Below are 26189 nucleotides of genomic sequence, written 5' to 3' on the forward strand. Positions count from 1 at the left end.
AGAGGGGCAAAAAAATGGCACCGAAGATTCGATGCCATTTCTAGAAAGCTTTACTCAGCTTCGCGAGCAATAGCGCGATAAGCAATATCGTTACGGAAATACACGCCTTCCCACTCGATTGCTTTCACTAGCTCATACGCTTGTTGTTGCGCTTCGGTTACCGTATTTCCTAGTGCCGTTGCACACAATACGCGACCACCACTGGTCACTACTTCACCGTCTTTAAGTGCCGTACCCGCGTGGAAAACTTTACCTTCGAGCTGAGCCGCGGCATCTAAACCGTGAATCGCGTCACCTTTGTTGTAGCTACCCGGGTAACCGCCAGCTGCTAGTACCACACCAACCGCTGCGTGCTCATCAAACTCAATAGTTTTACCCGCAAGTTCGCCCTTACACGCTGCCTGACACAAAGGAACAATGTCAGACTGCAAACGCAACATAATAGGTTGTGTTTCTGGATCGCCAAAACGACAGTTGTATTCAATCACCTTAGGTGTACCGTCGGCCATGATCATTAAGCCAGCGTACAAGAAGCCCACATAATCATTACCTTCTGACGCCATGCCATTAACGGTAGGCATAATCACTTCATTCATGATGCGATCGTGAATTTCTTGCGTAACCACAGGCGCAGGTGAATAAGCGCCCATACCACCGGTATTAGGACCTTGGTCACCGTCTTGTGCACGTTTGTGGTCTTGGCTGGTGGCAAACGGCAATACGTTTTTACCGTCAACCATCACGATAAAGGATGCTTCTTCACCGTCTAGGAACTCTTCGATAACGACACGACTGCCTGCTTCACCGAAAGCATTACCCGCGAGCATATCGCGAATAGCGTCTTCAGCTTCTTGCAAGGTCATTGCTACAATAACCCCTTTACCAGCAGCTAGGCCATCAGCTTTAACCACGATGGGAGCACCTTTCTCACGAACGTAAGCAAGGGCTGGGTCAATCTCGGTAAAGTTTTGGTACTCTGCTGTAGGAATAGCGTGACGAGCAAGGAAATCTTTAGTGAACGCTTTTGAACCTTCAAGCTGTGCTGCAGCTTGAGTGGGTCCGAAGATAGTAAGACCAGCCTCGGTAAAGGCGTCTACTACACCTGCAACTAGCGGCGCTTCAGGGCCAACAATTGTCAGTTCAATACCGTTTTCTTTAGCAAAGGCAAGTAAACCGTCAATGTCATCTACGCTAATAGCAACATTTTCGAGTTTAGGCTCATTGGCTGTACCAGCATTACCCGGTGCAACGAATACGGTTGAAACTAAGGTAGACTGCGCTGCTTTGTATGCTAGCGCATGCTCGCGGCCACCGCCGCCAATTACAAGTACGTTCATCAAGTGTTCCGATTAACCTTTAGGTTTTACAAATTTTAATGTCATGCGATTGCTCTCGCCAATCGCAAGGTATTTTCTTTATCTTGGTCTTCTAGTGCTAAACGCGGAGGAAGTGTCCAAACACCGCGTGGGTGATCGGCAGTATCCATTGGGTTAGCATTTACGTCGCTGCTCGCTTCAAGCACAAAGCCCGCTTTTTGTGCTGCAGCAATAACGTAAGAGCGCTTCATGTAGCCACTCTTTTCCATGGCTGAATCATCCGCACTTTCTGGTAGCTCATGCTCTACTACACCAAGTACACCGCCTGGTTTAAGCGCTGCAAAGAAAGCGCCAAATGCATTGTCGATACCCTCGTCACCATGGCGCATATACCAGTTGTGAACGTTACGGAAGGTTAGCACCATATCCGCACTACCTGGTGCTGCAACTTCAAGTGCTTTCATTGGATCGAATGCTGTAACTTCTGTACCTTCGTATCGCATGCCTGGTTGAGTTTTTTCAACAAAGCTAGCCAGTGACTTTTTGTAATATTCGTTGCTAGATTCATCTACATAAAAGTGCGCAGCAACAAATTGACCTTCTGCTTTTACTACTGGGTAAAGAATGTCGGTATACCAGCCACCACCCGGAGAAATTTCGACAACTGTCATTTCAGGCTGAAGACCAAAGAAGCGAAGGGTTTGTTGAGGGTTGCGGTATTCGTCACGAACTTTTGCAGCCGCTGAGCGAGCTTCACTCATGGCAGCATCGCTAATGGCATCTGCAGATACGTAAGTAGCAGACATTCCTAGCGTTGCAGCGAGAATAACTTGCGCTAATTTTTTCATCTTGTTGTATTCCTTCATACGTCGTTATTAGGTGTTATTGGTTCTAGGCTTGTACTGAGCGGACTCAGATTTAGATTAAGCATAGCAAGATTGTATTGCACCTAGCTGACTTCCTGTCTAGAAATATCAGCGAGTTATCGCCAATTTTAACAGAATAGAAGAACACAAAACCCCAGCAAACGCTCAACACCAGTCAATTAAGCATTTCAGGTTGCATTAGCTTCGTTGAGAGGAAGCAACAGGCTTTTTACCGCACGCCGCAAGCACATCCCTGTGGGCTCGGCTTCGGCATCCATGCCTCAGACGGCTGTAAAAAGCCCATTACTTCCTCTCGTAAACCAATCACTTTGCTTAACTGACTGGTGTTAAGCAAACGCTGGTTTTATATATTATTAATGGCGGAAGTGACGCATGCCAGTGAATACCATGGCAATGCCATGTTCATCTGCAGCAGCGATAACTTCTTCGTCACGCATTGAGCCACCAGGCTGAATGACGGCTTTAATGCCTGCTTCAGCTGCAGCGTCGATACCGTCGCGGAACGGGAAGAAAGCATCGGATGCCATGACAGAACCCGCAACTTCTAGGTTTTCATCTGCCGCTTTAATACCAGCAATTTTTGCAGAGTAAACACGGCTCATTTGGCCTGCGCCCACACCTACCGTCATACCGTCTTTGCAATAAACAATGGCGTTTGATTTAACGTATTTGGCCACTTTCCAGCAGAACATAAGGTCGCGTAGCTCTTCTTCTGAAGGTTGAGCTTTGGTAACCACTTTAAGGTCGTCCATATCTACCATACCGAAGTCACGCTCTTGTACTAGCAAACCGCCGTTAACGCGTTTGAAGTCATAACCGTCGGTAAGTTGGCCTGCCCAATCACCACATGCAAGAAGGCGAACGTTTTTCTTGGCACTAACGATAGTTTTAGCGTCTTCGCTAACGGTTGGAGCAATGATAACTTCAACGAATTGACGGTCAACAATAGCTTGAGCCGTAGGGCCGTCTAGTTCACGGTTAAAGGCAATAATGCCGCCAAATGCTGAGGTTGGGTCGGTTTTAAACGCGCGGTCATAAGCAGACAAAATGTCATCACCGATAGCTACACCACACGGGTTAGCGTGCTTAACGATAACGCAAGCTGGTTGATCGAATTCTTTCACACATTCTAGTGCTGCGTCTGTATCTGCGATGTTGTTGAACGACAGCTCTTTGCCTTGAAGTTGCTGAGCAGTAGCAACTGAGGCTTCTTGAATGTTGTTTTCAACGTAAAACGCGGCACTTTGGTGACTGTTTTCACCGTAACGCAAGTCCTGTTTTTTGCTCATTTGCACGTTGTAGGTACGCGGGAATTCACTTTCTGTTTCGCAGCAACCTGTTTCACACGTCGCGCTTTCAAGGCGAGCACCAAAATAGTTGGCGATCATGCCGTCGTATTCTGCTGTGTGTTCAAAGGCTTTAATGGCAAGGTCGAAACGCGTCTTGTACGTTAATGAACCTTCGTTGGCATTCATTTCTGCAAGTACAGTGTCGTAGTCTGATGCGTTTACCACTATGGTAACGTCTTTGTGGTTCTTCGCTGCTGCACGAACCATAGTAGGGCCACCGATATCGATGTTTTCAATAGCATCTTCAAGGGTGCAGTCTTCGTTAGCTACGGTTGCAGCAAATGGGTACAGATTAACAACCACCAAATCAATGGGCGCAATGTTGTTTTCTGCCATTACAGCTTCATCGGTACCACGACGAGCAAGAATGCCACCGTGAATTTTGGGGTGAAGTGTTTTAACACGCCCCGCCATAATCTCTGGATGACCTGTGTGGTCAGAGACTTCGATAACTGGAAGGCCAGCTTCACCCAGTAACTTTGCGGTACCACCTGTCGACAGTAATTCTACGCCAGCGTTATGCAGCGCTGTGGCAAAATCCAGGATACCAGTTTTGTCTGAGACACTTAAAAGAGCACGTTGAATAGGTTTTGGTGTTTGCATAAATGTTTAGCTTCAGTATTGGAGTGTGAAACAAAAAGAGCACCTGTTGGTGCTCTTGAGGTGGGCAAAGCCCAGAAATCTTAGTTCATGCCGTATTGCTTAAGCTTTTTGCGAAGCGTGCCACGGTTAATGCCCATCATTATTGCCGCGCGTGTTTGGTTTCCGCGGGTATAAGTCATGACTTCTTCAAGTAGCGGTGCTTCAACCTCTGCCAAAACCATCTCGTAAAGGTTGTCGATGTTGGCGTTGTCTAGTTGCTTAAGGTATTTGTTAACCGCCTGCTTTACTGAATCACGTAGTGGCTTTTGTGCCTGAGTCTGTGAAGGCGTTGTAACTGTAGTAGTGAAAGGAGAAGTCACATTTTGATCGAACATAATACTGTCTTTTGCTCTTAAGTTAGTCATCACTATGCTGCGGGAGAAATCTGTCGGGTTTCTCGTTGTTGCAGCGCTTGAAAATAAACGTTTAATGCTTCGAGTTGCGCGTTTGCGTCTTCGATAGCGTTAAACGATTTACGAAACTGACGATCCGTATCATGCTCCGCGAGATACCAGCCCACATGTTTACGGGCAATTCTTACACCGGTGACGTCGCCGTAAAATTCATGAACATTCGCCACGTGCTCGTGCAAAATGTCATATTGTTCCGTCATTGGTGGCGCAGATAACTTTTCGCCGGTTTCAAGGTAATGAAGGATTTGTTTAAAAATCCATGGGTTACCCTGTGCACCGCGGCCAATCATCACACCGTCCGCACCTGTGTAATTGAGCACCTCTTGTGCTTTTTCTGGAGAAGTAATATCTCCGTTGGCAATCACTGGAATAGAGATCGCCGCCTTTATACGACGAATAGTGTCGTACTCAGCCATTCCTTTAAACATACAAGCTCGCGTTCTACCGTGAACTGCTAGCGACTGTATGCCGTTTTCCTCTGCAATGCGGGCGATATCGACCCCATTGCGGTTTTCTGGGTCCCAACCGGTGCGTATTTTTAGCGTTACTGGAACATCAACCGCTGAAACAACAGCTTTGATTATAGATTCCACAGTGTCTGGATATTGCAGTAATGCTGAACCAGCGAGCTTTTTATTGACCTTCTTTGCAGGGCAACCCATGTTGATGTCGATGATTTGTGCACCATTATCAACATTAAACTGTGCTGCCTGTGCCATAAGCTCTGGATCTGCACCCGCGATCTGCACTGAACGAAGACCTTCTTCGCCTTCGTGATTCATTCTTGCCATCGATTTTGGTGTATTCCACACTTTGGGATTACTCGACAACATTTCTGATACCACCAAACCAGCACCCATACGCTTACACAATTGACGAAACGGACGATCTGTGATGCCAGCCATAGGGGCAAGCATCAAATTGTTCTCTAATGTGTAAGGTCCAATCTGCATGGGGCTCAATCAGTCTCGCTAACCTGGCGAATCAAATATCGCACAGAAAATATACACCCGGCCAAAACGGGGCGCTAAGTGTACGTGTTTTCATATTGCTTGAAAAGGCTAAAAATCACACAAAATTTCACTTCTTAGTCTTGACAGTGAAAAAAATCTGTCACATTAGACGTCTATGAGTGATTTTGGTTTAAAAAATAATCAAAATTGCTTGGGGAGCACGGTTTAAAAGGGTTTTAAGTGGGGTATAAAATACCGTTTACTGATGTTTTATACCCGAAACTCGTGCCCATTCACCTTCAGTGGCACTTTTATCCAGCGTAAAGTTGGTTTGGTAGGCTGTTTCTATCTTCTCGATTTGCTCGGTGAGAATACCTGAAAGCACGAGTTTTCCTCCCACTTTACAGTACCCGGCAATGACGCTTTGTAATTCCAGTAATGGACCTGACAAAATGTTTGCGACAACCACATCTGCTTCCAGTGTAGGCTGGTCTTCTGGCAAGTAAACGCTAAGTCGGTCTTCGACCTGATTGCGTCGCGCATTTTCTTGAGTCGCTTGTAGGGCTTGTGGGTCGATATCAATACCAATGACTTCTTTGGCGCCGAGTTTTAACGCCGCTAGCGCTAAGATCCCAGAGCCACAGCCGAAATCGACCACGGTTTTCCCTGCCATATCGATACCGTCTAACCATTGTAGACAAAGTGAGGTTGTGGGATGAGTTCCTGTACCAAAGGCCAAACCTGGGTCTAGCATCACGTTTACCGCCGTTGGATCTGGCACATCGCGCCAGCTTGGGCAAATCCATAGTCGCTCACCAAACTTCATAGGATGGAAGTTGTCCATCCATTCTCTCTCCCAGTCTTTGTCTTCGAGAGGCTCTAGCTTGTGTTTAAAACCCGGCCCAAGGATTTTAGATTTTTCTAAGCGCTTAACAATGGCAGGCATATCAACCGTTGCTTCGAACAAACCGACCACTTGAGTGTCTGGCCACAACATGGTTTCGCCCGGCTTAGGCTCGTACATGGGCGTATCTTTCGCATCCACATAGGTCACCGCTTGAGACCCGTTGGCACGCAGCATTTCGCCAATGGCGTCTGCAAATTCAGGGGAAGTATCTATTCTAAGTTGTAGCCAAGCCATGGATATTGCCGATAGGTGATTTGGGCGGTATTGTACAGGTTGAGGTAAAAAAGCGAAACGCACTTTCTCACCACTTCGAGGATAACGCATAGCTATGAAACGGGTTATTGTTTTCATGTTGACGATATTAAGTTCTGTCGCTTGTACAGCTGACGAACTGGATGTTGTAGTGAGTTGGCACAAACCTCCTTATGTAGTGATGGATCAGGACAGTGGTTTTGAACTAGACCTTGCACGAGCTATTTTCAATGAGATGGGGCATCAGCTAACGCCCAACTAGTTTACCCTTCGGAAGAATTGAGCGGGCAGTGGCCAATGGGCAGTTGGATATTGCGCTGACTCTCAATTATCGCCATGACGTCGATGTTGATATTCTTACAGACGAATACGTACGATTTCAAAATGTTGCCGTAACGCTAAAGAGTAGAAATATTGAGCTAAACAATATTTCAGACCTTGCTCAATATCGCGTAGTGGGATTTCAGACGGCATCTAGGGTGTTGGGTGAAGAATTTGCTCGAGTGACTGACGATAATTCTAATTACGCCGAAGTGGCTGACCAACGAGCTCAGGTTATTACCATGTTGCGAGGTAATTACGACGTTGCGGTAATGGACGGTAATATTTATCGTTGGATTAGCGCATCCTTACCTGACGAGATTCAAAAGCCCGTAACTATGCACAATTTGTTTGAACGTAATGGTTACCGAGCGGCAATTCCAGATGCAGATTTAAGAACCAAATTTAACGCCATCTTGCACCAGTTTATGCAAGATGGTCGTTATCAAGTTCTTCTCGACAAATATCATCTGGAAAACTTATTTGAAGAGCAAGTTAAGTCTGGGGACTAGGATTACCTATTTAACCCGGACGCTTGACCCAAGCACTACACCATCCGTCTGCTGCTACAAGTTTTCCTGGGAAGATGGCGCATGGGCGGTTCTCGTCGCCTTCATTGCCTTGAATGTACATGCAGTTACTACACATAGACCCAGCCACTTCTGACTTAGGTACGTACTTAAGCGCTTGTGCCGTTGGATCGCTAGTTTGAAGTAGTTCTTGTGCCTGACTGCGCAGTGCAACACTACCGCACGTTAAGCCAATAAGCGTTGCGCCCGACATTTTCAAAAAGTTACGGCGATTCACAGATTTCATTGTAAACTCCCAAGATGCTAACAAGAATGATTCTTTTTTATTCGCTTTCTAAAACGCAAAAACCTGCCCGGGGGCAGGTCTTTCTGTATGTATAATACGTTGAGAATAGCGTAAGTATCATTGATCTGTATTAAAAAAATTAAATTACTTTTTAATCTAGCGCTGATCAGCTCATTTTTGCTAAATCACTGTCTGGCTTCGCATAACTGTATTTGGCGATATGTTGCGTGGAGTGATAGGTATCTAATCCCGAAATACATGCACTGCCAAGGGATGCGATATCTATGTATCCATCGTCTTTCAACGCATCTTTGTTTGATGACGACAGAAAAACTTCTTTGATCTCACCAACAACGAATTCTGTGTCGTTACACAGCGTAAAGTGTTCGGTAACTGTGAGCCCTATTTTAACTGAGCTTTCCTTCACATATGGCGCTGAAAAGCTTTCGCTATACCAGGGTGTTAGCCCCGTGGCATAAAATTCACTTTCATCTTTTTCATATCGCGCTGAAGTTTGGTGTGCCTTGTCGGTAAAGGCTACCCCAATATGATTTAGCGTATAGCTTCCAGTGTTTTTGATGTTCTCTAAAGAGTCCCGTCTAACGGTATGCGGACGCATAACGACACCTAATAATGGCGGGTTGGCACCCACGTGAACCACTGAACTGATGACTGCTAAATTCGCTGTAGTTCCATTAGATGTGCCCAACAAAGAGGCAGATTTAAAGCCTGAAAGGCTATTGATAAAGTTTGCTCTAAATCGTTGTGGCATTTGCTCAATGCGTGAACGATCGAAAAAGTCCTCTTGGTTATCCATTCTCTTGTTCTACTCTTAGTTCGATGTCGTCGTTGAAGTTTGTGGTGACTGTAAGTGTGATGGGGCTGCAACAAATCTGGCAGTCCACTGTTTGCTCTTGGTCAATGTCATTCACTTCGTCTACCTCAACATCATTGGGGGCCATGCAATAAGGGCAAGAAAAATACATGGGTAGGGTTAGGCTCATGGCGTCACAACTCAGTGTTTTAACGTACGAGGTATTACGTCGAAATGGCGCCTGTGGATTGATCTTATGTTAATTCATGTATATATATACATGTAATTCAATATTGTTGTTCTGTGTTGGCATTGGTTCCTGGAATGAGAAAAACCTTACCTCCTCGTTATTACCTAACTCACTTCCACGAGTTTTTAGCTTTTTTCGACGGACAAAACGCGCCGCTGCTGACTGAGAAGGCAAAAGCATTCATTGAACGGTTCCATCAATTAGATGCAGATAAACAGTGCATTATTGCCAGAGCCGCTAATCGAAAATACGCCGTTATCGATCGTAGCCAGTTCAATTACGATGAAATTAATGCACCGCAACAACAAATCGATGCACTCATTGCATCGGGTTGGTTTGATACTATTAAAAATGCTGAACAAGAGGCATTAGAGGGCGTGTTGACAAAAGATGCACTCCTCTCGTTTTTGGCCAGTATGGGCGTGGTTTCTGGCGTAAAGTCCCTATCTAAGAGTGCGTTGTTGGCGAGATTCCTTGAGATTATTTCACATCAGGGATGGCCCGAAGATATGCCTGAGCACGACTATTTGCATTGTGCCTTTATAGAACCACTGAAGTATTTGTTGTTTCTTCACTTTGGCCATACCCGAGGGCGACTAAATCAGTTTTCTATGCGCGATCTGGGAGTCATGCGCACGCGACAAGATGCGGTTAACGATGTTGCGCGTTTCTCTTCATTACAAGACGCCGAATTAGCGTGGTTTTATGCAAGTCAGCGGGCCTTAATCAATTCAGCTTCTTCCGATGAATTACTCGCACTTGCTACGAGCGAACTGCCCAAAACTGAAGACGTTGCTGCAACCGTATTCCGCGATAGTTTCCTTTTCGCTTTGGGTACAGCTCTACTTGAAGACGAACCTACCCATGGGTTAAACGTATTGGGTATGGCAACCAGCGATAAGGCGCGAGAAAAGTGGGTACGGGAGAGCTTCAAAGCTGGAGAAGTTGATAAGGTTAAGGAGGTATTAGAGGGTTACATAGACGAGCCGCCTTCAGATACCTTTTTAGCCTTTGCCGAGGACTTTTACGCGCGAAAATATCATAAAAAGCGCACCAGTGCGTTAACCGATATGCTTCGCGCATCTCAACATACCTTGCTTATTGATGAGAGTAACAATCAGCAAGTAGAGCGAGGTGTGATGGCGCACTACGAACGTCAGGGTAAAACCTGCTGGCGCACTGAAAATCGCCTGTGGCTGAGTTTATTTGGGCTTACTTTTTGGCGTTTATTGTATGAAGAGGACGCGCTAGTTACCGAATTTGATAGGCGTCCTACGTCTATTAAACAAAATAACTTCTACCAAAAATTTGAACTTCACATTGAAGATCTGCTGGCATCTTTCACCAACAAAGAGGACCTTGCTGCTCACGTGAGGAAAGCAGCTGCTGCTCATTATGGCAAGGTGAATAGTATGTTCATGTGGTCGAGCAAGATCCTCGACCCCATACAAGCCTTAATAACCCATGGTGAGTTGACTGTCATCATCACGCTACTCAGGATGATGGCGAGAGACTTCGCATCACTTAAAGACGGCTTCCCAGATATTATGGTGCTAGACGATGGATTGCGCTTTGAAGAAATTAAAGCGCCCGGCGATCAACTGCGTCGCAATCAGTTAGTATCGATTCAACGGATGCAACAGGCGGGATTTGATGTGGGTATCACTGCCGTTGAATGGTATCGAGACCCTAATCAACCCTACGTTGTTGTAGATATTGAAACCACTGGCGGCAACAGTTCCAATCATCGCGTTACTGAAATTGGTATGGTAAAGCTGGTAGCGGGTAAGGTTATTGATACTTACGAGAGTCTGGTGAACCCAGAGCGATTTATTCCATCATCAATAACACGATTAACGGGTATTTCTAATGATATGGTGGCTGACGCGCCGCTATTCTCACAAATCGCGGATGACATCGATAAATTCACGCAAGACGCCGTGTTCGTTGCCCATAACGTGAATTTTGACTATGGGTTTATTAAACAAGAGTTTGCGCGACTCGAACTACCCTTTAGGCGCCCTAAACTTTGCACCGTACGAGAGATGCGCAAGGCTAAACCAGGTCTACCGTCTTATTCTTTAGCTAATCTAACCGCGCATTTTGGTATTACCATGGAGCGGCATCATCGAGCACTATCAGACGCCAGAGCTGCGGCCGAACTACTCAACATTGCTTTTGAAGTAAGCAGCTAATTGTGCGTAAACTAACCACAGTCTGCACGCTTTCTCCACAATCCTATGTCATGCTATTCCTGAACATTTTTATGGGAGTTCATCATGAAAGTTAAAAATACGGTAATTGCTCTGTTGGTCATGGGACTAATAGGTAGTACCCAAGCATTGGCTAATGACAGAGACGAACGTCGTGGTGGCGATAGACGAGGACCTCCTCCAGAAGCGATAGAGGCCTGTGAGGGCAAAGAAGAAGGCGAAAGCGTAACGTTTGAAACGCGACGTGGCGATACCATTGAGGCAACGTGCCAGACAATAGAAGAGCAGTTCGCCGCTGTACCTAACGACCATCCTCGTCGTTAATATCCCGTTCTAAAAAGCCAGCAACAATACCCTTTGTTACTGGCTTTTTCACATTTCTCACCGCTACCGGAATCAGTTTTCAAGTGACTGTTTAAGCGTGTTGATATCTCTTATAAGGTAACCCACCGACGCCGAATTTAGTCCGTTGTAAATGCCGCGAATATGCTTGTTCTGGTCTATCAAAAGAAGGCTCTCTGTGTGCAAAAAATCCTGATTTTGCTGCACATTACCCAAATCTTCACTGGCAAAATAGGACTGTTTTGCAATGGTGTATATTTCGGTTTTGTCTCCGGTCAACAAGAACCAGTGCGAACTGTCGATGTTATTCTTCTGAGCATATTGTTGCAGTACCTCTGTGGTGTCTGTGGTCGGCCGAATTGAATGTTGCACAATTCTCACGTGTGGATCATCGCCGAACGCTTCTTGTACTTTGATCAGTTTAGAGCGAATAGACGGGCAAATACCCGGGCAGGTACTGAAGAAAAAGCCAGCCACATAGATCTTGCCATCGAGAGTTTCGTCGGTAACCTCACGCCCCTGTTGGTCAGTAAAACTGAATGAGGGGATGGTGTGAAAGTCTTCTAAATCCACTTCATCTAGCGACGCCCAAAAAGGCTCGAACGAAGGATCTTTGTAGTAAGGTAGCTCCTCACTATAGGCTAAATTTATCTGGCAACTAAGTAAGCCAATGCTAAGAGTCGCCAGCTTGATTACGGTAGTAATCCAAGGAAATATTTTCATCTTCTAGTCCAACACAGGTATTTGATTTTCTGAGCCCAAATATACGCCCATTTTTATATTCAAAATTACTAAACAATTTTCCATTTAAACGCCAAGCTTGCTGAATACCAGACGGTTGTCCGTCGACAAAGTTATAGCGTTTGAATTTGTTGCCATTGCGATACCAGCTCCACGCTTCTCCTTGTGCTTTACCCGCCTCAAAAAAAGTCGACGAGCGAATGTTGCCGTTATACCACCAACTCTGGGTATAACCCTCTCTAACACCTTTGCGGTAGTTTGACTCGAAAGAGAGCACACCGTCGCGAAACCATTTTTGTGCTATTCCGTGCCTTCGACCATCGGCAAATTCGTCCAATGAGGCCAATTGTCCGTTGGGGTAATAGGTCACCACTTGTCCGGTAAAAAGCTTTGCATCATAAGTACGGAGTCCCGAATTATTCAAAGTAATTTCTGAACCATGAACTCGAATGACTTTGTTGCTTTGTGAACACCCAAAGTTAATCAGTAATAAAAGCAGCGCAAAGGCAATACAAACTTTCAAAACTCAACCTAATTCACGCCATTTGGCGTACCTTGGAAATCCCCGGGGAAAATCAGGTAGTTCTCACCATTAAGATATTGTTCGGGTGAAATGTGATAGTGATATACCGCGTCTTCAGATGAAGTACCGGTATAGGGTGTTAGACCAACGTGTCCGTTAGAGGCATCTACATCAGTAGGGTATTCGCCAGTCTCGTAGTCTCGACGGCCATAAATAAAAAATCCGTCAGACATAATACCAACGAGTTTATCGTCGTCATAAGAAATCGCAGCGGGTTCCAAATGATAGTGATAGGTTGAAGGTCCAGTATGCGCGCCATTTCTATCAAAACCCTGAATTACTCCCAATGAGACATCACCGTTACCTTCTGAGTCATTAAAAATTGGCGCGCCGCTGATCGCAATACCAATTGCTCCCAGAGGTGTAGCCGATGGTGTTTGTGCAAGTTCAGGTTCAATGGGGACGGTAAGCTGAAAAAGGTTATTGTAGTCTTCGATATCGCCCGGAGAACGTCTCTGATTAAATAGTTCGGGGTCTTCAGCTTCTACATAGAGACCACTAGCGTTGCCCGCATCCCAGTAGGACGATGTATGGTTGGGCCTTCCATTTGCTTCAATCGTAACAAAACAACCGTCTTCTGAGAGTGTAGCAGTGACATTCGGAGATGTGTTGAACTCTAGAAATATAGGAGGCAATGCAGAGACTGGGTTCTCACAAGCGTTTCCAGAATCACCTGAGCCGTCTGTATCGCCTGAGTCGGTTGAAGAATCCGGCACACTCACGGTATTGGTGTCTTCAGAACTACTGCCGCCGCAGCCACCGAGTAATAGCAGCAAACTTGCCGATATAAGGGCGTTCTTTTTGGTAAATAGTGTCATTTGTCGATTCAACCATGTTGGTGGTACGAGGAAATTACCACCAGCATATTGAATCAATGTGCAGTTTTACCGCAGAAACTCAGTAGTTGTTGCATATATGAGATATGCGTTTAGTTGAGCTCAGCGCTTGGAATAGAAATACATGAGTGAGTGAAAGACTTTTTATAGCACGCCATTACCGTCCATGTGGCTCAGCTTCGGCATCCATGCCTCAGATGACTATAAAAAGTCTATCACTCCCTCCATTGTGCAATTAAATTCGCTATTTACTGCACTGCTATTAGACATGTGACCTAAAAGCCAACTTAAACGTATTACAACGTCTCTAGAGTTTTTGCGGAACGAATATTGTGTTGAGTGAAGAAGCCCAGTCCAGAGTGATCGAAATGGCATGGGAAGACAGAACGCCGTTTGAAGCCATTGAGCGCTTATATGGTTTGTCTGAAAAAGAAGTTATTGCGCTAATGCGAGCTAACGTCAAAGAAAAAGCGTTTAAAAACTGGCGAGCAAGAGTGACCGGACGCAAAACCAAGCACCTTAAGCTTCGTTCTGACGAAGTTGGCAGAGGTTATTGCCCCTCTCAATACAAGGTGAAAGGGGCCAACAAGCGTAGATAACTTTTATTGTTGGCGATGGTTGCGAACAAGAACGAGCGTAAAAAGCCCACCGATTGCCAATAGAATGCTACTCGGCGCTGAAACCGTAGCGTAGGGATTTACTCCGTAGTAATGCACAATACTGTCTGAGCTCCAGCTAAAGGTTACAGTTGCCGGGGCAGAGAGGCCCAAAGTGGCCATTGATGCATTGGCTATGGTAGAACCACCGCTGATTGATGACCCGTTGACAAAGTCGTCAGCAACATACACTGCGCCGCCGAAATTCAGGCTAGAGGTGTTACCGAAACCAAAGGCGTCGCCGTAATAAGAGGTACTCGCAAGATTACCCACCGCGCTTAGTGCGGTTGAAGAAATTCCTCCGACAACCGACACGCTTGCATTGAAGTAGCCTATGTAGTCGTCCATGTTGAAGTAAAAGTTTCGAGATGGTCTCAACAGACGGTGACTGATCGCCGTGCTTCCTTGAGCAAAAGAAAGGCCGTTTAAGTTAAGTGTTCCTGAATATTCAGAGACAAGGTTGTTCCCATCTTCCCATGTGTAAACTATTACTCCGGCATTTGCAGCGCTTGAAACTACTAGGAGTGCAAATGCTATTAAGACTTTTTTCATAACTCGTACCTTATTCGCTGTGTGAGCGTCGAGTGACTGTAAAACTAAAAAGTGTTTAAGCAAATGCTACACCTATTTTATAGGTAACTGATTATTATACGGTTGTAAGTATGTTAGGTTGGATGGTGTAAAAAGATACGACGCTTTTTATAGGTTTTTCATTACACAAAAGTAATGATTGTTGGTGAACCTAATGAGAGATCGCCGCGTAACTTATTATGCACTGTGAAAGTGTGTACGCGTTCTTGCTGTTTGGCCCATCAATTTGGTGGGCCTTTTTTATTTCCGTCTTTTTATTTAAAAAGAGGCGCTTTTACACCTGTGAGTAGTCGACTTACACCATCAGCAGAATCAAAGCGAACAAACCATTCAACGCTATACTGCGAATATAAGCTTCCTGAAAACTCAGCGGATACGCCATGCCCCTTTCCCAAAAAATCCTCAGTAAGTTCGGCGCGTAATCCAAATCGTTCGCTCACGTAAGAATAATGAGCGAAGTATTCAACGGGATATTGCTCAACAAAAAACTCACCACTCATGCCAGCCACGAGTTTGGTCGAAGATTGGTCTTTTTGTCGAATAGCTTCCAAAAACAATGTTTGATGTTCGGCCACTCGCCAGCGATATTCACCGCGCAGATAACTGTTGTTGGTCATGTATTCAAGGCTAACTTCAAAGCTTTGGTCTTCACCTATCCCTGTTGAGTACTCTAACTCGGCGTAGTCTATATCGCGGGGGAGTTCCAAAGCATTCTTGGCATTAATGTCATCGAGTTGACCTACAACGAGTTCGATAGCTGTGTTGCTTGCGAGTTGTCGTACACCACGCACCCCCTTGATCCAACCAAAACTTGAAAGACCAGATGACGAGACTCGACCTTTATATGTCGGTATTACACCTAGTTCTACTTTGCCGTCTTGGTTTTCATATCTCGCAAAGAGCCTTCTGACATACAGGTGATTAGTTTCGCCACTGTCTATTACGTTATGACTGGAAGAGAAGCGGTCTCCTGTAACCACAAAGCTGTTCAGTGACCATGTATTGTCATTGCCAAAGTGAATCGTCGGGTAGTACCTGAAGCGATACTGAGCGCGAAGATCTCTGTTTGAACGGTCGTCCAATCGTGTTTGCGCGTCTAGTCGATGGCTAAAATTGATTGAAGAAGCCATAGTACTATCAATAGAGAGCATTGAAACTAGTAATGCTGCGGTGAACGTAATACGTTTTTTTGTTAGTTCGATGAATTGCGCTCCTCTTGTTACTATTTGATACGTATAAGTTTAGGCGAGGATCGGATAAAAAAAAGCCGGTGAATAATCACCGGCGAAAGGTATGGAGGAGGACTCCAATGAAGGGAAAACACATGGTTGAAAAAAATGTCGTTAGAAGACCGATTAAGCAACTTGGGATTATTATAAGAAACAGTTTTAATCATTAAAAATTAATAAAGTTGATTTATCTGATAGTAAAAACTGATTTGGAGTGGAGGCCCGACTTGAAAATATGTGGTGTTTGCCCTTCAATAACAAGCATACTGAAGGTGTGCGAAGGTACACATAAAACAAAGGGAGTGACGTTATGGTACAAGACAGCAAAGAAGCGTTTTTGTTTAGCGAGATCAATCAGAAAATAGAAGACTTTCAGAGAGACTCTAAAAAGCACAAGGATATGCATCGAAACTTTCGCTATTGGGCATTCGGTTTAACAGCGGTTTTGTCTACCCTGTCTGGTTTGGCTTTGTACTACCCAGAAAACTCCACCATCTTTAATATCTCCATACTCGCTATTACCGCTATCGCTGGCTTTTTATCCTCTGTTGAGGGGATACGAAAAGCCGACGAGTTGTGGATACACGAGCGCACAACTTATTACGCATTAAAAGACTTAAAGCGAGAATTAGAATTTGAGCTAACAGGAAGTGGCGATAAAGCCAAAGTGCTAGATGCTTGCTTTGTAAAGCTACAATCCTTGTTGAATCAAGCCGGTGAAAAATGGAGCTCAGGATTAGTGGCTAAAAACACCACACAAGATACCCAGTAACATACGAGCTGGAGAATATTCGAGGGAAGATAAAAAGTTCCTTACCTTCCCTCTCGTATTTTTTAGCCGCTTATGTCTTTGCTAAGCCTAAAAAAGTTACCTAGGCTAGACCAAGCTTTTTCTCTAGGTAGTGGATGTTGGTTCCACCAGCAAAGAAGTTTTCGTCGGCCATAATTGAGCGTTGAAGTGGCACGTTAGTTTTGATGCCTTCTACCACTAGCTCGTCTAGTGCGTGACGCATACGAGCAATCGCTTCATCACGGCTTTCACCAAAGGTAATTAACTTACCGATCATTGAGTCGTAATAAGGCGGTACGGTATAGCCTGAATAAATGTGAGACTCCCAACGAATACCCATACCACCCGGTGCGTGGAACATATCAATTTGCCCTGGGCTTGGAATGAAAGTGTCTGGATCTTCAGCATTGATTCGGCATTCAATAGCGTGGCCACGAATTTGAATTTGTGACTGTTCGATCGCTAGTGGTTGACCGGCAGCAATACGCAATTGCTCTTTGATAAGGTCGACACCAGTGATCATTTCAGACACAGGGTGCTCTACCTGAATACGAGTATTCATTTCAATGAAGTAGAACTCACCGTTTTCATACAAGAATTCAAACGTACCGGCACCGCGATAGCCAAGTTCGATACAGGCTTTACGGCAGCGATCACCAATCTTGGCGCGCATTTGCTCTGAAATACCCGGCGCTGGCGCTTCTTCTACCACTTTTTGGTGACGACGTTGCATTGAACAGTCACGTTCACCCAAGTGGATAGCGTTACCCTGACCATCGGCGAGTACTTGAATTTCTACGTGGCGCGGGTTTTCAAGGAACTTCTCCATGTAAACCGTGGCGTTACCGAAGGCTGCGCCCGCTTCTGCTTGCGTTGTCGCAATAGCGTTAATTAGCTCGTCTTCACTACGCACAACACGCATACCACGACCACCACCGCCACCGGCAGCTTTAACAATAATTGGGTAGCCGATACGCTTAGCGATCGCTTTGTTTCTGTCTTCATCGTCAGTCAGCGGGCCATCTGAACCAGGTACACAAGGTACGCCGGCTTGTTTCATTGCGTTGATCGCAGAAACTTTGTCACCCATCAAGTTGATGGTGTCGGCATCTGGGCCTATGAAGATAAATCCGCTCTTTTCCACAGCTTCAGCAAAGTCAGCGTTTTCCGCCAAAAAGCCGTAACCTGGGTGAATCGCAATTGAGTTAGTGACCTCAGCCGCCGCAATAATACGCGGAATATTAAGGTAGCTCTCAGTTGCAGCGGCGTTACCGATACAAATAGATTCGTCAGCTAAAAGAACGTGTTTAAGGTTTTTATCCGCGGTGGAGTGCACCGCCACTGTTTTGATACCCAGCTCTTTACACGCTCTGAGTATACGCAGCGCTATTTCGCCGCGGTTTGCAATAAGTACTTTATCTAGCATGATGCAGCACCTGACTTATTCGATAACAAACATTGGCTGGTCAAATTCAACCGCATCTTGGTTTTGAACAAGAATATCTTTGATAACGCCCGCTTTGTCCGCTTCAATCTGGTTCATCATTTTCATTGCTTCAACAATACAAAGGGTGTCACCAACGTTTACTGACTGGCCAATTTCTACGAACGCTTTAGCGGTAGGCGATGAAGAACGATAGAAAGTGCCTACCATTGGAGACTTAACCACGTGACCTGTTGGTGCTGCCGGTGCTGGTGCTTCCGCAGCTGGCGCTGGAGCCGCTGCTGGAGCAGGTGCGGCAACAGGTTGTGCTGCGGGTGCTGCTACATAGCTTACAGGTGCAGCTGCACCCGTTGCGCCTCTATGAATACGAACAGACTCTTCGCCTTCAGTGATTTCAAGCTCAGCAATACCTGATTCTTCAACGAGTTCGATGAGTTTTTTGATTTTTCTAATATCCATGATCTGTCTCTGTGTTTATTTGTTCGATTTAGGAAGATTAATCGCAGCGGTGAGTGCCAATGAATAGCCTATCGCACCTAGGCCAACAATGACGCCGGCAGCGACATCTGAGAAATAAGAATGGTGTCTAAAAGGTTCCCGGGCATGCACGTTAGATAAGTGCACTTCAATAAAGGGAACATCAATACTCAACAGGGCATCTCGCAGCGCTACACTTGTGTGAGTAAAAGCGGCTGGATTAATAATAATGGCGTCTACATCGTCTGCTGCTTGGTGAATACGGTTAATAAGCTCGTATTCAGCGTTAGACTGAAAGTGAGATAGCACTACATCAGAAGATGCTGCTTGCGCCGTTAAGTCGCTAACAATGTCGTCTAAGGTTTGTGCACCGTATTTTTCTGGTTCGCGTTGGCCTAAACGATTTAAATTTGGGCCGTTAAGTAACAAAATATTCATGAAAATGCTGCTAACTTCTGTAAACGTTCACTTAACTTGTCATTTGAGCAAACTTTCGCGCCAGTTGCACGAAAAAAGACGATTTTTTATGCCTGTTGCCAGTTTGGACAACGATTATAATAAGAGTTCAAGATTTAGCAGCAAAATACTGGTCTAATCAGGTGTTTTCGGCGCAAAGTTTTATTGCTCAGGCCAGTGAGATAGGGTGGTTGCAGCGGGTTTGAGTGTAAATATGATGTGAATACAACCTGTGCTGTATTCACATCATGAGAGGATATGGCCTAATTTTGAAGGATGTTATTGACGTGTGCGGCGAAGTCTTCACCTTTCATAAATCCAGTCACTCTTGCATGGGATAACTCGTTACCTTGGGTGTCAAAGAACAAAATGGTAGGGAGCCCAAGTACATCGAGTTGTTGCTGGAACTCGATATTCACTGGTGTATTGTCCGTCAGGTCAATTTGCATCCATACGGTATTACCGAGAGCGTCGATAACCTTGGGGTCAGTAAAGGTGTATTTTTCAAACTCTTTACAGGCAACGCACCAGTCAGCATAAAGGTCGACCATGACTGATTTACCTTGCGCATTTGCCGCAGCGACTTTTTGTGCTAAATCTTCAGCACTTTTCACAACCATAAACTGAGGATGACCAGCGTCATTGGTCGTATGTGCTGTGGTGATAGTGCTCATTGTACTGTAACCGTAGTAAGCACTACCAACGAGTCCGGCCACAACAAATATGGTGCGTACAAACTTTGCCGCTGAACTTTGAGTTGCAGCGTTCTTTTTGAGTAAGTAGACAAAAGCAGCTAAACCTAGCAAAGACCAAAGTAGATCCGTGTACTCACTTACCCAAAGACGCTCAACAAAAATCAGCGCCACGGCGAGCATCATGAATCCAAAGATAACTTTGACCACGTTCATCCACTCGCCTGCTTTAGGCAGCAGTTTTCCACCTGTCATACCGAATATAATGAGTGGCAAGCCCATACCTAAGCTTAGTAAGTAAAGAGAAAGGAAACCGACGAGCATATCGCCTGTTTGTGCGATAAATAGCAAAATACCTGTCAGTGGTGCGGTAGTGCAGGGTGAGGCAATTAATCCCGACAATATACCCATCACAAAAACACCCACCAAGCTGCCCTGCTTCTGATTATTACTCAGTTGTGTCAGACGCTCTTGCCACGATGATGGCAGTTGTATTTCGTACGCACCAAACATGGCCAATGCTAATGCGCCGAAAATAGTGATAAAAATGCCAAGAATAATAGGGTGCTGCAGTGCTACCTGAAATTGAACACCCGCAGATGCTACTACTAGACCCAGTAAAGAATAAGTAATTGCCATACCTTGAACGTAAACGAAAGTAAGCTTAAAGGCGTGCCCAAGTCTGACAGACTTTCCGTGACCTATCACAATACCCGATACGATAGGATACATAGGGAATACACAGGGAGTGAACGCCAAACCTACACCCAGCGCAAAGAACACTAGCAAAGTTAGCGCTAAGTTTTCGTTGTTTACCAAGCGGTCGAGTAATTCATTTTGCTGAGAAACCGGCGGTTGAGAACTCGCGGTGCTTTCTACTTGGCTTTCTTGCTCGGCAGATATACTCGATAAGTAAATAACTTTGGTGGTTGGCGGATAACAAAGGCCAGCTTCAGCACACCCTTGGTAACGAATTTTCACTACACCGTCTTGTAGCGATGAAACAATGGGGGTATTGATTTTTACCCCATCAAAAAACACCTCTGATTCACCAAAAAATTCATCTTCAATGATTCTAGCTTCAGGATAAGTTGCTTCACCCAGCTCTGCATTTTTTGTTGCGAACTTAAATTGCTTTTTATAAAGATAGTAACCTTCGGCAATATCAAAGGTGATTGCTAAATTGTCGCCTTGTTGGGCATAGTCAAAAACAAACGCCTGATCGACTTTCAAAAACGTGGGCGTATCCGAAAATACATCGTCAAAGCTCTCGTTAACTTGAGCGTAGGTAAGCGGCACTGCCGCTAGCAAACACAGAGCGCACAACGCGCGTAGCAATACTGATTTCATACTAATAATAACTGCCGAATAATTATAAAGGTTACTGATCGAAATCCACTTCGCTTTCGATCCATCGCGTATACTCTTCACTAGCACCAATTTCTTTAATGACCACCCACTCCGGTACCGTATACGGATGGATTTCGCTGGTCATTTTAAAGGCGAGCTTCTCTCTTTCCTTTGTGGTTTTGATAACGAGTTGATACTCATTGTCAGTGGTTACCTCATTTTCCCATCGATATACAGACTGAACGTTAGCAATTATATTCACACAGGCTGCTAAGCGAGCTTCAACAAGCGATTTTGCAATCGTCTGTGCTGTTTGTTCATCGGGTGCGGTACAAAGCACTACACATAGGGTCATGATGTGTTCCCAAAAAGTAAGTTATTGTTATGAGAGTACGAGCACAACAATTCGAATAGACCATTATTGTTACCCTATTCTTTCATAAACTATGCGGTAATTAAAAATACCCATCGTATCATTCTGTTACTAAACGTATGTAACCGCGACTTGCAATTAGGCGTTTACCCCATACATTATTTGTGAGTTGTTAGATAAAGAGTACCTAGATTTGCCCATTTTATTTTTACTGTTTGCGGTATTACCGATATTAGAAATTGCACTATTAGTGAATATCGGCGGTGCTATCGGCGGATGGAACACGATTGCTATTGTTATCTTTACCGCGTTTTTAGGGGCGTTTTTAGTCAAACGGGAAGGTATCAGTACATTGCAAACGGCGCAGGCTAAAATGCAGCGTAATGAGCTTCCCGGTAACGAATTGGTGCAAGGCTTGATGTTGGTGGTTGCGGGGGTACTTTTGGTTACACCCGGGTTTATCACTGACGTATTTGGCTTTTTATTAGTACTGCCTGGCAGTCGTCATGCTATTGCGGCGCAAGTCAGTAAGCACATGAAAATGCGTGTGGTAACCTCACAAACGGGTTTTCATCAACAGCAAAGCCCATTTCAGCAACACAGCAATCCGTTTAACGAAGGCCGTGGCGACGTGATTGACGGTGAATATACAGACACCACTAAAAACGACCCAAACAAACGCATAGAGTAGATGTTTCGGGATTAATTGGCTGGCAATAGTGGGTTATTCTTCCTTCGCGTCAGTCAATTCTTTATCTTTTTCGATTTTTTTCCTCAATGCCCCTTGAGATTGTCAGGTTACTCCCCCATCTAACTTCGCAGACAAGATTTTAACAACTCGATCATCGGGTTGGTCATAAACAATCGACTGTACGTAAACTACAGTTTTTAACACTTAAACTTGAATAGTGAAATTTTCAGGAGACTTGAAAATGGCAATTCGTCCTTTACACGACCGCGTAATCATTAAGCGTGCAGAGCAAGAAAGCAAATCTGCCGGCGGTATCGTACTTACTGGTTCTGCAGCTGAGAAATCTACCCGTGGCGAAGTTATCGCTGTAGGTAATGGTCGTATTCTAGAGAACGGCGACGTAAAAGCGTTGGATGTTAAAGTTGGCGACACCGTAATTTTCAGTGACGGTTATGGCGTAAAAACAGAAAAGCTAGATGGTGAAGAAGTTCTGATCCTTAGCGAAAGCGACATCCTAGCGATTGTTGAATAAGACATTTACGTATAATCGAATTTAAGAGGAATTAATCATGGCAGCTAAAGAAGTACGTTTTGGTGATGACGCTCGTACAAAAATGCTTAAAGGCGTTAACACTCTAGCAAACGCAGTTAAAGTTACACTAGGTCCTAAAGGCCGTAACGTTGTTCTAGACAAGTCATTTGGCGCACCTACCATCACTAAAGATGGTGTATCTGTAGCGAAGGAAATCGAGCTTGAAGACAAGTTCGAAAACATGGGCGCACAGATGGTTAAAGAAGTAGCGTCAAAAGCGAACGACGAAGCGGGTGACGGTACTACTACTGCAACTGTTTTAGCGCAAGCTATAGTAACTGAAGGTCTTAAGTCGGTGGCTGCGGGTATGAACCCAATGGACCTTAAGCGCGGTATCGACAAAGCTGTTGTTGCAGCGGTTGAAGAGCTTAAAGCCCTTTCTACTGAGTGTGCAGACAGCAAGTCTATCGCTCAAGTAGGTACCATCTCTGCAAACTCTGACGCAGAAGTAGGCGACATCATTGCTCAAGCAATGGAAAAAGTAGGTAAAGAAGGTGTTATTACCGTTGAAGAAGGTCAAGCACTTCAAAACGAATTAGATGTTGTTGAAGGTATGCAGTTCGACCGCGGTTACCTATCTCCATACTTCATCACTAACCAAGAAAGTGGCGCCGTTGAACTAGACAGCCCATTCATTCTATTGGTTGATAAGAAAATCTCTAACATCCGTGAACTGCTTCCTACCCTTGAAGGTGTAGCAAAAGCAGGCAAGCCGTTGCTTATCATTGCTGAAGACGTTGAAGGTGAAGCACTAGCTACACTAGTAGTTAACAACATGCGCGGTATTGTTAAAGTTGCTGCGGTTAAAGCACCAGGTTTTGGTGACCGTCGTAAAGCAATGCTTCAAGACATCGCTATCCTAACTGGCGGCACTGTTATCTCTGAAGAGATTGGTCTTGACCTTGAAAAAGTACAACTAGAAGACCTAGGTACTGCTAAGCGCGTAGTTATCGACAAAGACAACACAACTGTTGTTGACGGTAACGGCGAAGAAGCGGCAATCGAAGGTCGTTGCACACAAATCCGTGCGCAAATCGAAGAGTCTTCATCTGACTACGACAAAGAGAAGCTTCAAGAGCGTCTTGCTAAGCTTTCAGGCGGTGTTGCAGTAATTAAGGTTGGTGCAGCTACTGAAGTTGAAATGAAAGAGAAGAAAGACCGTGTTGAAGATGCACTTCACGCAACTCGCGCAGCGGTTGAAGAAGGTGTTGTTGCTGGTGGTGGTGTTGCACTTGTTCGCGCCACTGCAAAACTGGCTGATCTTGTTGGTGAAAACGAAGACCAAACACACGGTATTAAGCTAGCGCTACGTGCAATGGAAGCTCCACTACGTCAAATCTCTGAAAATGCGGGTGCGGAAGCGTCTGTAGTAGTTAACGAAGTGAAAGGCGGCGAAGGTAACTACGGTTACAACGCAGGTAACGACACTTACGGCGACATGCTAGAAATGGGTATCCTTGACCCAACTAAAGTAACTCGTTCTGCACTTCAGTTCGCATCATCAATTGCTTCACTAATGATCACTACTGAAGCTATGGTTGCTGAGCTACCTAAAGACGAAGCTGCTCCTGCAATGCCTGATATGGGCGGCATGGGTGGTATGGGCGGCATGATGTAATCAGTGTTCTGCTTTAATGCTTATGAAAGGCGCTCTTATGAGCGCCTTTTTTGTTTTGTCTGACCTATCTCAAGTAACGAGGAAAATTGATTTTCTAGCATTTTGCCATTTATTATATTTTTACTCTTAGTGGGAAATAGCTGTAAATATTGAACAACGGTGAAAGCTATTGGTAGAAATGTTAGGTACGAATCAATGAGCAAAATTACTGTACAGGATGTTGCAAGTTATGCCGCTGTTATTGTGGCCTGTGTCGCACTATATGTTGGTTGGGATCAGTCGAGAATTTACCGAGCGCAACAGCACGCAGACGTGTTTCCAGTTGTGCAATTGACCAGTCAATACGTAACCCAACGAACTGAAAGCGGGGATTCAATTCGCGTACTACAGCTGTCTGCCAGTAACCAAGGGGTTGGTCCAGCCTTTATAGAGCATGGTGATTGGAATATAGAGGGTGTAAAAATTAATCATGCCTCTGAGATCAAAGCGCTATTCCCAGAAGGGCTGCTAACCGTTGACGAGTACCAAGGACAAATTGATAGCTACCTGTTGGGTGCTGGCGAGGAAAATGTCATTTGGCAAGTGTCGTGGCCAAATAACTCAGAAATGCAGCCAAAGCTTCAAGAATTTATGGATAGCTTTTGGGTAATGAATTTTGAGGTATGTTATTGCTCTTTGTACGAGCGTTGCTGGATCTCTCGATACAACGCAACCTCTCCCAGACCTAAGTCAGTAGACTCTTGCCCTGCCGCAAACTAACTGTTGCTTTTCTTAACTCACTTTACATTCTTGAGAAGACGGATTGCTCTGTGTTGTGAACTTCTATCTCACTGATTGTGTTCGTTCAGCTTTTGAAGAGCAATCTCCGGTGTTGGATTTGAAAAGAGTATTCTATCTTTAAACTTACACTCTACTGAGAGTTTAATTTTTACCATTTTTTCCGTACACTTGTGCTGGAATCTCTTTGTTAAAAAAAGAGAACTTACCCATCGGAAGGAAAATAATGAAAACAAAAAGTACGCTAATTGCGGCGCTAGCAATTCTTGGTTTGTCTGGATGTGCAAGCCACTCAAAAGATATTCAAGCTACATATGTATCCCCAACAGAATATGCCGGATTTACATGTGAGCAAATGCAGGGAGAGATGAGAGAGATCTCAAGACGCGTTGGAATTCTTACTGGTCAAATTGACGAGGAAGCTGATGCAGATACATGGCAAATGGGTGTTGGTTTAGTCTTGTTCTGGCCTGCCTTACTATTCTTAGAAGGTGGTGATGGTGCTCAGGCTTCAGAGTATGCCCTGTTGAAAGGTAAGTATGAAGCAGTAGAGACTCAGTATAAGCGTAGTAATTGTGAAGCGTCTCAAGGTGCAGATTCAGCGTCTTAATGGTTCTGAATATTCCTAAAAATAAAAATGCCCAAACATGTTGATGAGGCACGTTTGGGCATTTTGCGTTATTTGGTAATGGTTCACATAACTAATGTGATTTATAGGTAAAAATGAAAAACATAAATAACCATACTTTTCATTTTAAACCTTAGCTCCGATTTAGAAATCTGTAAAGTTGATTTGATCGGAGACTCGATGGAGTCCT

At 44.8% G+C, this 26189-nt stretch carries 29 protein-coding genes and 1 pseudogene; 11 read left to right on the top strand and 19 right to left on the bottom strand.

Features of this window, described 5'->3' with window-relative positions:
* Positions 1–50 precede the first annotated feature (50 nt).
* The 6 genes and pseudogenes from purD to prmA all read right to left on the bottom strand — a co-directional run bounded on the left by purD (position 51) and on the right by prmA (position 6701).
* Complete coding sequence (gene purD / locus EYS00_RS00920) at positions 51–1337, bottom strand: phosphoribosylamine--glycine ligase (protein ID WP_130634704.1); 1287 nt, start codon at positions 1335–1337, stop codon at positions 51–53.
* Between the two features lie 12 nt (positions 1338–1349).
* Positions 1350–2164: pseudogene (locus EYS00_RS00925) on the bottom strand (class I SAM-dependent methyltransferase).
* A gap of 392 nt (positions 2165–2556) precedes the next feature.
* The gene (gene purH / locus EYS00_RS00930; RefSeq protein WP_130634705.1) at positions 2557–4155 is read right to left on the bottom strand and encodes a bifunctional phosphoribosylaminoimidazolecarboxamide formyltransferase/IMP cyclohydrolase; all 1599 of its coding nucleotides are present in this window, start codon (positions 4153–4155) and stop codon (positions 2557–2559) included.
* An 80-nt stretch (positions 4156–4235) separates the two neighbouring features.
* On the bottom strand, positions 4236–4529 hold the full coding sequence (gene fis / locus EYS00_RS00935) for a DNA-binding transcriptional regulator Fis (protein WP_012520109.1): 294 nt from the start codon (positions 4527–4529) through the stop codon (positions 4236–4238).
* Between the two features lie 32 nt (positions 4530–4561).
* Positions 4562–5560, bottom strand: a complete 999-nt coding sequence (gene dusB, locus EYS00_RS00940; RefSeq protein WP_130634706.1) for a tRNA dihydrouridine synthase DusB — start codon at positions 5558–5560, stop codon at positions 4562–4564.
* A 259-nt stretch (positions 5561–5819) separates the two neighbouring features.
* Positions 5820–6701: a 50S ribosomal protein L11 methyltransferase gene (gene prmA, locus EYS00_RS00945; protein ID WP_130634707.1), complete on the bottom strand. Its 882-nt coding sequence runs from the start codon at positions 6699–6701 to the stop codon at positions 5820–5822.
* A 115-nt stretch (positions 6702–6816) separates the two neighbouring features.
* Here prmA and EYS00_RS20475 point away from each other — a divergent pair, with 115 nt between their 5' ends.
* Positions 6817–6981 (top strand): hypothetical protein, encoded by a 165-nt coding sequence (locus EYS00_RS20475; protein ID WP_207301670.1) that lies wholly within the window; start codon positions 6817–6819, stop codon positions 6979–6981.
* 28 nt (positions 6982–7009) lie between these two features.
* Positions 7010–7552 carry an ABC transporter substrate-binding protein gene (locus EYS00_RS00950; protein ID WP_165399276.1) on the top strand — a complete coding sequence of 181 codons (543 nt, stop codon included), beginning with the start codon at positions 7010–7012 and terminating at the stop codon, positions 7550–7552.
* A gap of 10 nt (positions 7553–7562) precedes the next feature.
* Here the strand turns inward: EYS00_RS00950 and EYS00_RS00955 are convergent, their stop codons facing one another.
* From EYS00_RS00955 to EYS00_RS00965, 3 genes are all read right to left on the bottom strand, one after another.
* Complete coding sequence (locus EYS00_RS00955; RefSeq protein ID WP_130634710.1) at positions 7563–7856, bottom strand: high-potential iron-sulfur protein; 294 nt, start codon at positions 7854–7856, stop codon at positions 7563–7565.
* Positions 7857–8022: 166 nt separating this feature from the next.
* The gene (locus EYS00_RS00960; protein WP_130634711.1) at positions 8023–8673 is read right to left on the bottom strand and encodes a flavin reductase family protein; all 651 of its coding nucleotides are present in this window, start codon (positions 8671–8673) and stop codon (positions 8023–8025) included.
* Complete coding sequence (locus EYS00_RS00965) at positions 8666–8860, bottom strand: CPXCG motif-containing cysteine-rich protein (RefSeq protein ID WP_130634712.1); 195 nt, start codon at positions 8858–8860, stop codon at positions 8666–8668. Before EYS00_RS00965 ends, EYS00_RS00960 begins: the two co-directional genes overlap by 8 nt.
* 134 nt (positions 8861–8994) lie before the next feature.
* Between EYS00_RS00965 and EYS00_RS00970 the strand changes: the two genes are divergently transcribed.
* Both EYS00_RS00970 and EYS00_RS00975 read left to right on the top strand, forming a co-directional pair.
* Positions 8995–11115 (top strand): exonuclease domain-containing protein, encoded by a 2121-nt coding sequence (locus EYS00_RS00970; RefSeq protein ID WP_130634713.1) that lies wholly within the window; start codon positions 8995–8997, stop codon positions 11113–11115.
* Between the two features lie 84 nt (positions 11116–11199).
* Positions 11200–11457 (top strand): hypothetical protein, encoded by a 258-nt coding sequence (locus EYS00_RS00975; RefSeq protein WP_130634714.1) that lies wholly within the window; start codon positions 11200–11202, stop codon positions 11455–11457.
* Positions 11458–11529: 72 nt separating this feature from the next.
* Here EYS00_RS00975 and EYS00_RS00980 read toward each other — a convergent pair whose 3' ends face one another.
* Genes EYS00_RS00980 through EYS00_RS00990 form a run of 3 tightly spaced genes read right to left on the bottom strand, consistent with a single transcriptional unit; the run spans position 11530 to position 13617 of the window.
* Entirely contained in the window at positions 11530–12198 is a 669-nt protein-coding gene (locus tag EYS00_RS00980; protein ID WP_130634715.1) for an SCO family protein, read from the bottom strand.
* Positions 12149–12739 (bottom strand): toxin-antitoxin system YwqK family antitoxin, encoded by a 591-nt coding sequence (locus EYS00_RS00985; protein WP_242618597.1) that lies wholly within the window; start codon positions 12737–12739, stop codon positions 12149–12151. The genes EYS00_RS00980 and EYS00_RS00985 overlap by 50 nt, the downstream gene beginning before the upstream one ends.
* 8 nt (positions 12740–12747) lie before the next feature.
* Positions 12748–13617, bottom strand: a complete 870-nt coding sequence (locus tag EYS00_RS00990) for a YHYH protein (RefSeq protein ID WP_130634716.1) — start codon at positions 13615–13617, stop codon at positions 12748–12750.
* A 347-nt stretch (positions 13618–13964) separates the two neighbouring features.
* Here EYS00_RS00990 and EYS00_RS00995 point away from each other — a divergent pair, with 347 nt between their 5' ends.
* Positions 13965–14234: a TIGR03643 family protein gene (locus EYS00_RS00995; RefSeq protein ID WP_130634717.1), complete on the top strand. Its 270-nt coding sequence runs from the start codon at positions 13965–13967 to the stop codon at positions 14232–14234.
* Positions 14235–14237: 3 nt separating this feature from the next.
* Here the strand turns inward: EYS00_RS00995 and EYS00_RS01000 are convergent, their stop codons facing one another.
* Positions 14238–14843 carry a hypothetical protein gene (locus EYS00_RS01000; protein WP_130634718.1) on the bottom strand — a complete coding sequence of 202 codons (606 nt, stop codon included), beginning with the start codon at positions 14841–14843 and terminating at the stop codon, positions 14238–14240.
* 293 nt (positions 14844–15136) lie between these two features.
* Positions 15137–16012, bottom strand: a complete 876-nt coding sequence (locus EYS00_RS01005; protein ID WP_130634719.1) for a hypothetical protein — start codon at positions 16010–16012, stop codon at positions 15137–15139.
* A 409-nt stretch (positions 16013–16421) separates the two neighbouring features.
* Between EYS00_RS01005 and EYS00_RS01010 the strand changes: the two genes are divergently transcribed.
* Entirely contained in the window at positions 16422–16883 is a 462-nt protein-coding gene (locus tag EYS00_RS01010) for a DUF4231 domain-containing protein (RefSeq protein ID WP_130634720.1), read from the top strand.
* 100 nt (positions 16884–16983) lie between these two features.
* Here the strand turns inward: EYS00_RS01010 and accC are convergent, their stop codons facing one another.
* The 5 genes from accC to cutA form a co-directional block, all read right to left on the bottom strand.
* Complete coding sequence (accC, locus tag EYS00_RS01015) at positions 16984–18327, bottom strand: acetyl-CoA carboxylase biotin carboxylase subunit (RefSeq protein WP_130634721.1); 1344 nt, start codon at positions 18325–18327, stop codon at positions 16984–16986.
* Between the two features lie 15 nt (positions 18328–18342).
* Positions 18343–18804, bottom strand: coding sequence for an acetyl-CoA carboxylase biotin carboxyl carrier protein (gene accB, locus EYS00_RS01020; protein ID WP_130634722.1), 462 nt, complete (start codon positions 18802–18804; stop codon positions 18343–18345).
* A gap of 15 nt (positions 18805–18819) precedes the next feature.
* A complete protein-coding gene (aroQ, locus tag EYS00_RS01025) occupies positions 18820–19260 on the bottom strand; it encodes a type II 3-dehydroquinate dehydratase (protein ID WP_130634723.1) in 441 nt (146 codons plus the stop codon).
* Between the two features lie 281 nt (positions 19261–19541).
* Positions 19542–21320, bottom strand: coding sequence for a protein-disulfide reductase DsbD (locus tag EYS00_RS01030; protein WP_130634724.1), 1779 nt, complete (start codon positions 21318–21320; stop codon positions 19542–19544).
* A 31-nt stretch (positions 21321–21351) separates the two neighbouring features.
* On the bottom strand, positions 21352–21675 hold the full coding sequence (cutA, locus tag EYS00_RS01035; RefSeq protein WP_130634725.1) for a divalent-cation tolerance protein CutA: 324 nt from the start codon (positions 21673–21675) through the stop codon (positions 21352–21354).
* A 211-nt stretch (positions 21676–21886) separates the two neighbouring features.
* Between cutA and EYS00_RS01040 the strand changes: the two genes are divergently transcribed.
* From EYS00_RS01040 to EYS00_RS01060, 5 genes are all read left to right on the top strand, one after another.
* Complete coding sequence (locus EYS00_RS01040; protein ID WP_130634726.1) at positions 21887–22384, top strand: FxsA family protein; 498 nt, start codon at positions 21887–21889, stop codon at positions 22382–22384.
* 241 nt (positions 22385–22625) lie between these two features.
* Positions 22626–22916 (top strand): co-chaperone GroES, encoded by a 291-nt coding sequence (locus EYS00_RS01045; RefSeq protein WP_130634727.1) that lies wholly within the window; start codon positions 22626–22628, stop codon positions 22914–22916.
* 37 nt (positions 22917–22953) lie between these two features.
* The gene (gene groL, locus EYS00_RS01050; RefSeq protein WP_130634728.1) at positions 22954–24594 is read left to right on the top strand and encodes a chaperonin GroEL; all 1641 of its coding nucleotides are present in this window, start codon (positions 22954–22956) and stop codon (positions 24592–24594) included.
* A gap of 195 nt (positions 24595–24789) precedes the next feature.
* The gene (locus EYS00_RS01055) at positions 24790–25353 is read left to right on the top strand and encodes a hypothetical protein (RefSeq protein ID WP_130634729.1); all 564 of its coding nucleotides are present in this window, start codon (positions 24790–24792) and stop codon (positions 25351–25353) included.
* Positions 25354–25597: 244 nt separating this feature from the next.
* Positions 25598–25981, top strand: coding sequence for a hypothetical protein (locus tag EYS00_RS01060; RefSeq protein ID WP_130634730.1), 384 nt, complete (start codon positions 25598–25600; stop codon positions 25979–25981).
* Positions 25982–26189: the final 208 nt, after the last annotated feature.

Source organism: Alteromonas sp. KUL49 (assembly GCF_006538345.1).
In the GTDB taxonomy this organism is placed as follows: Bacteria; Pseudomonadota; Gammaproteobacteria; order Enterobacterales; family Alteromonadaceae; genus Alteromonas.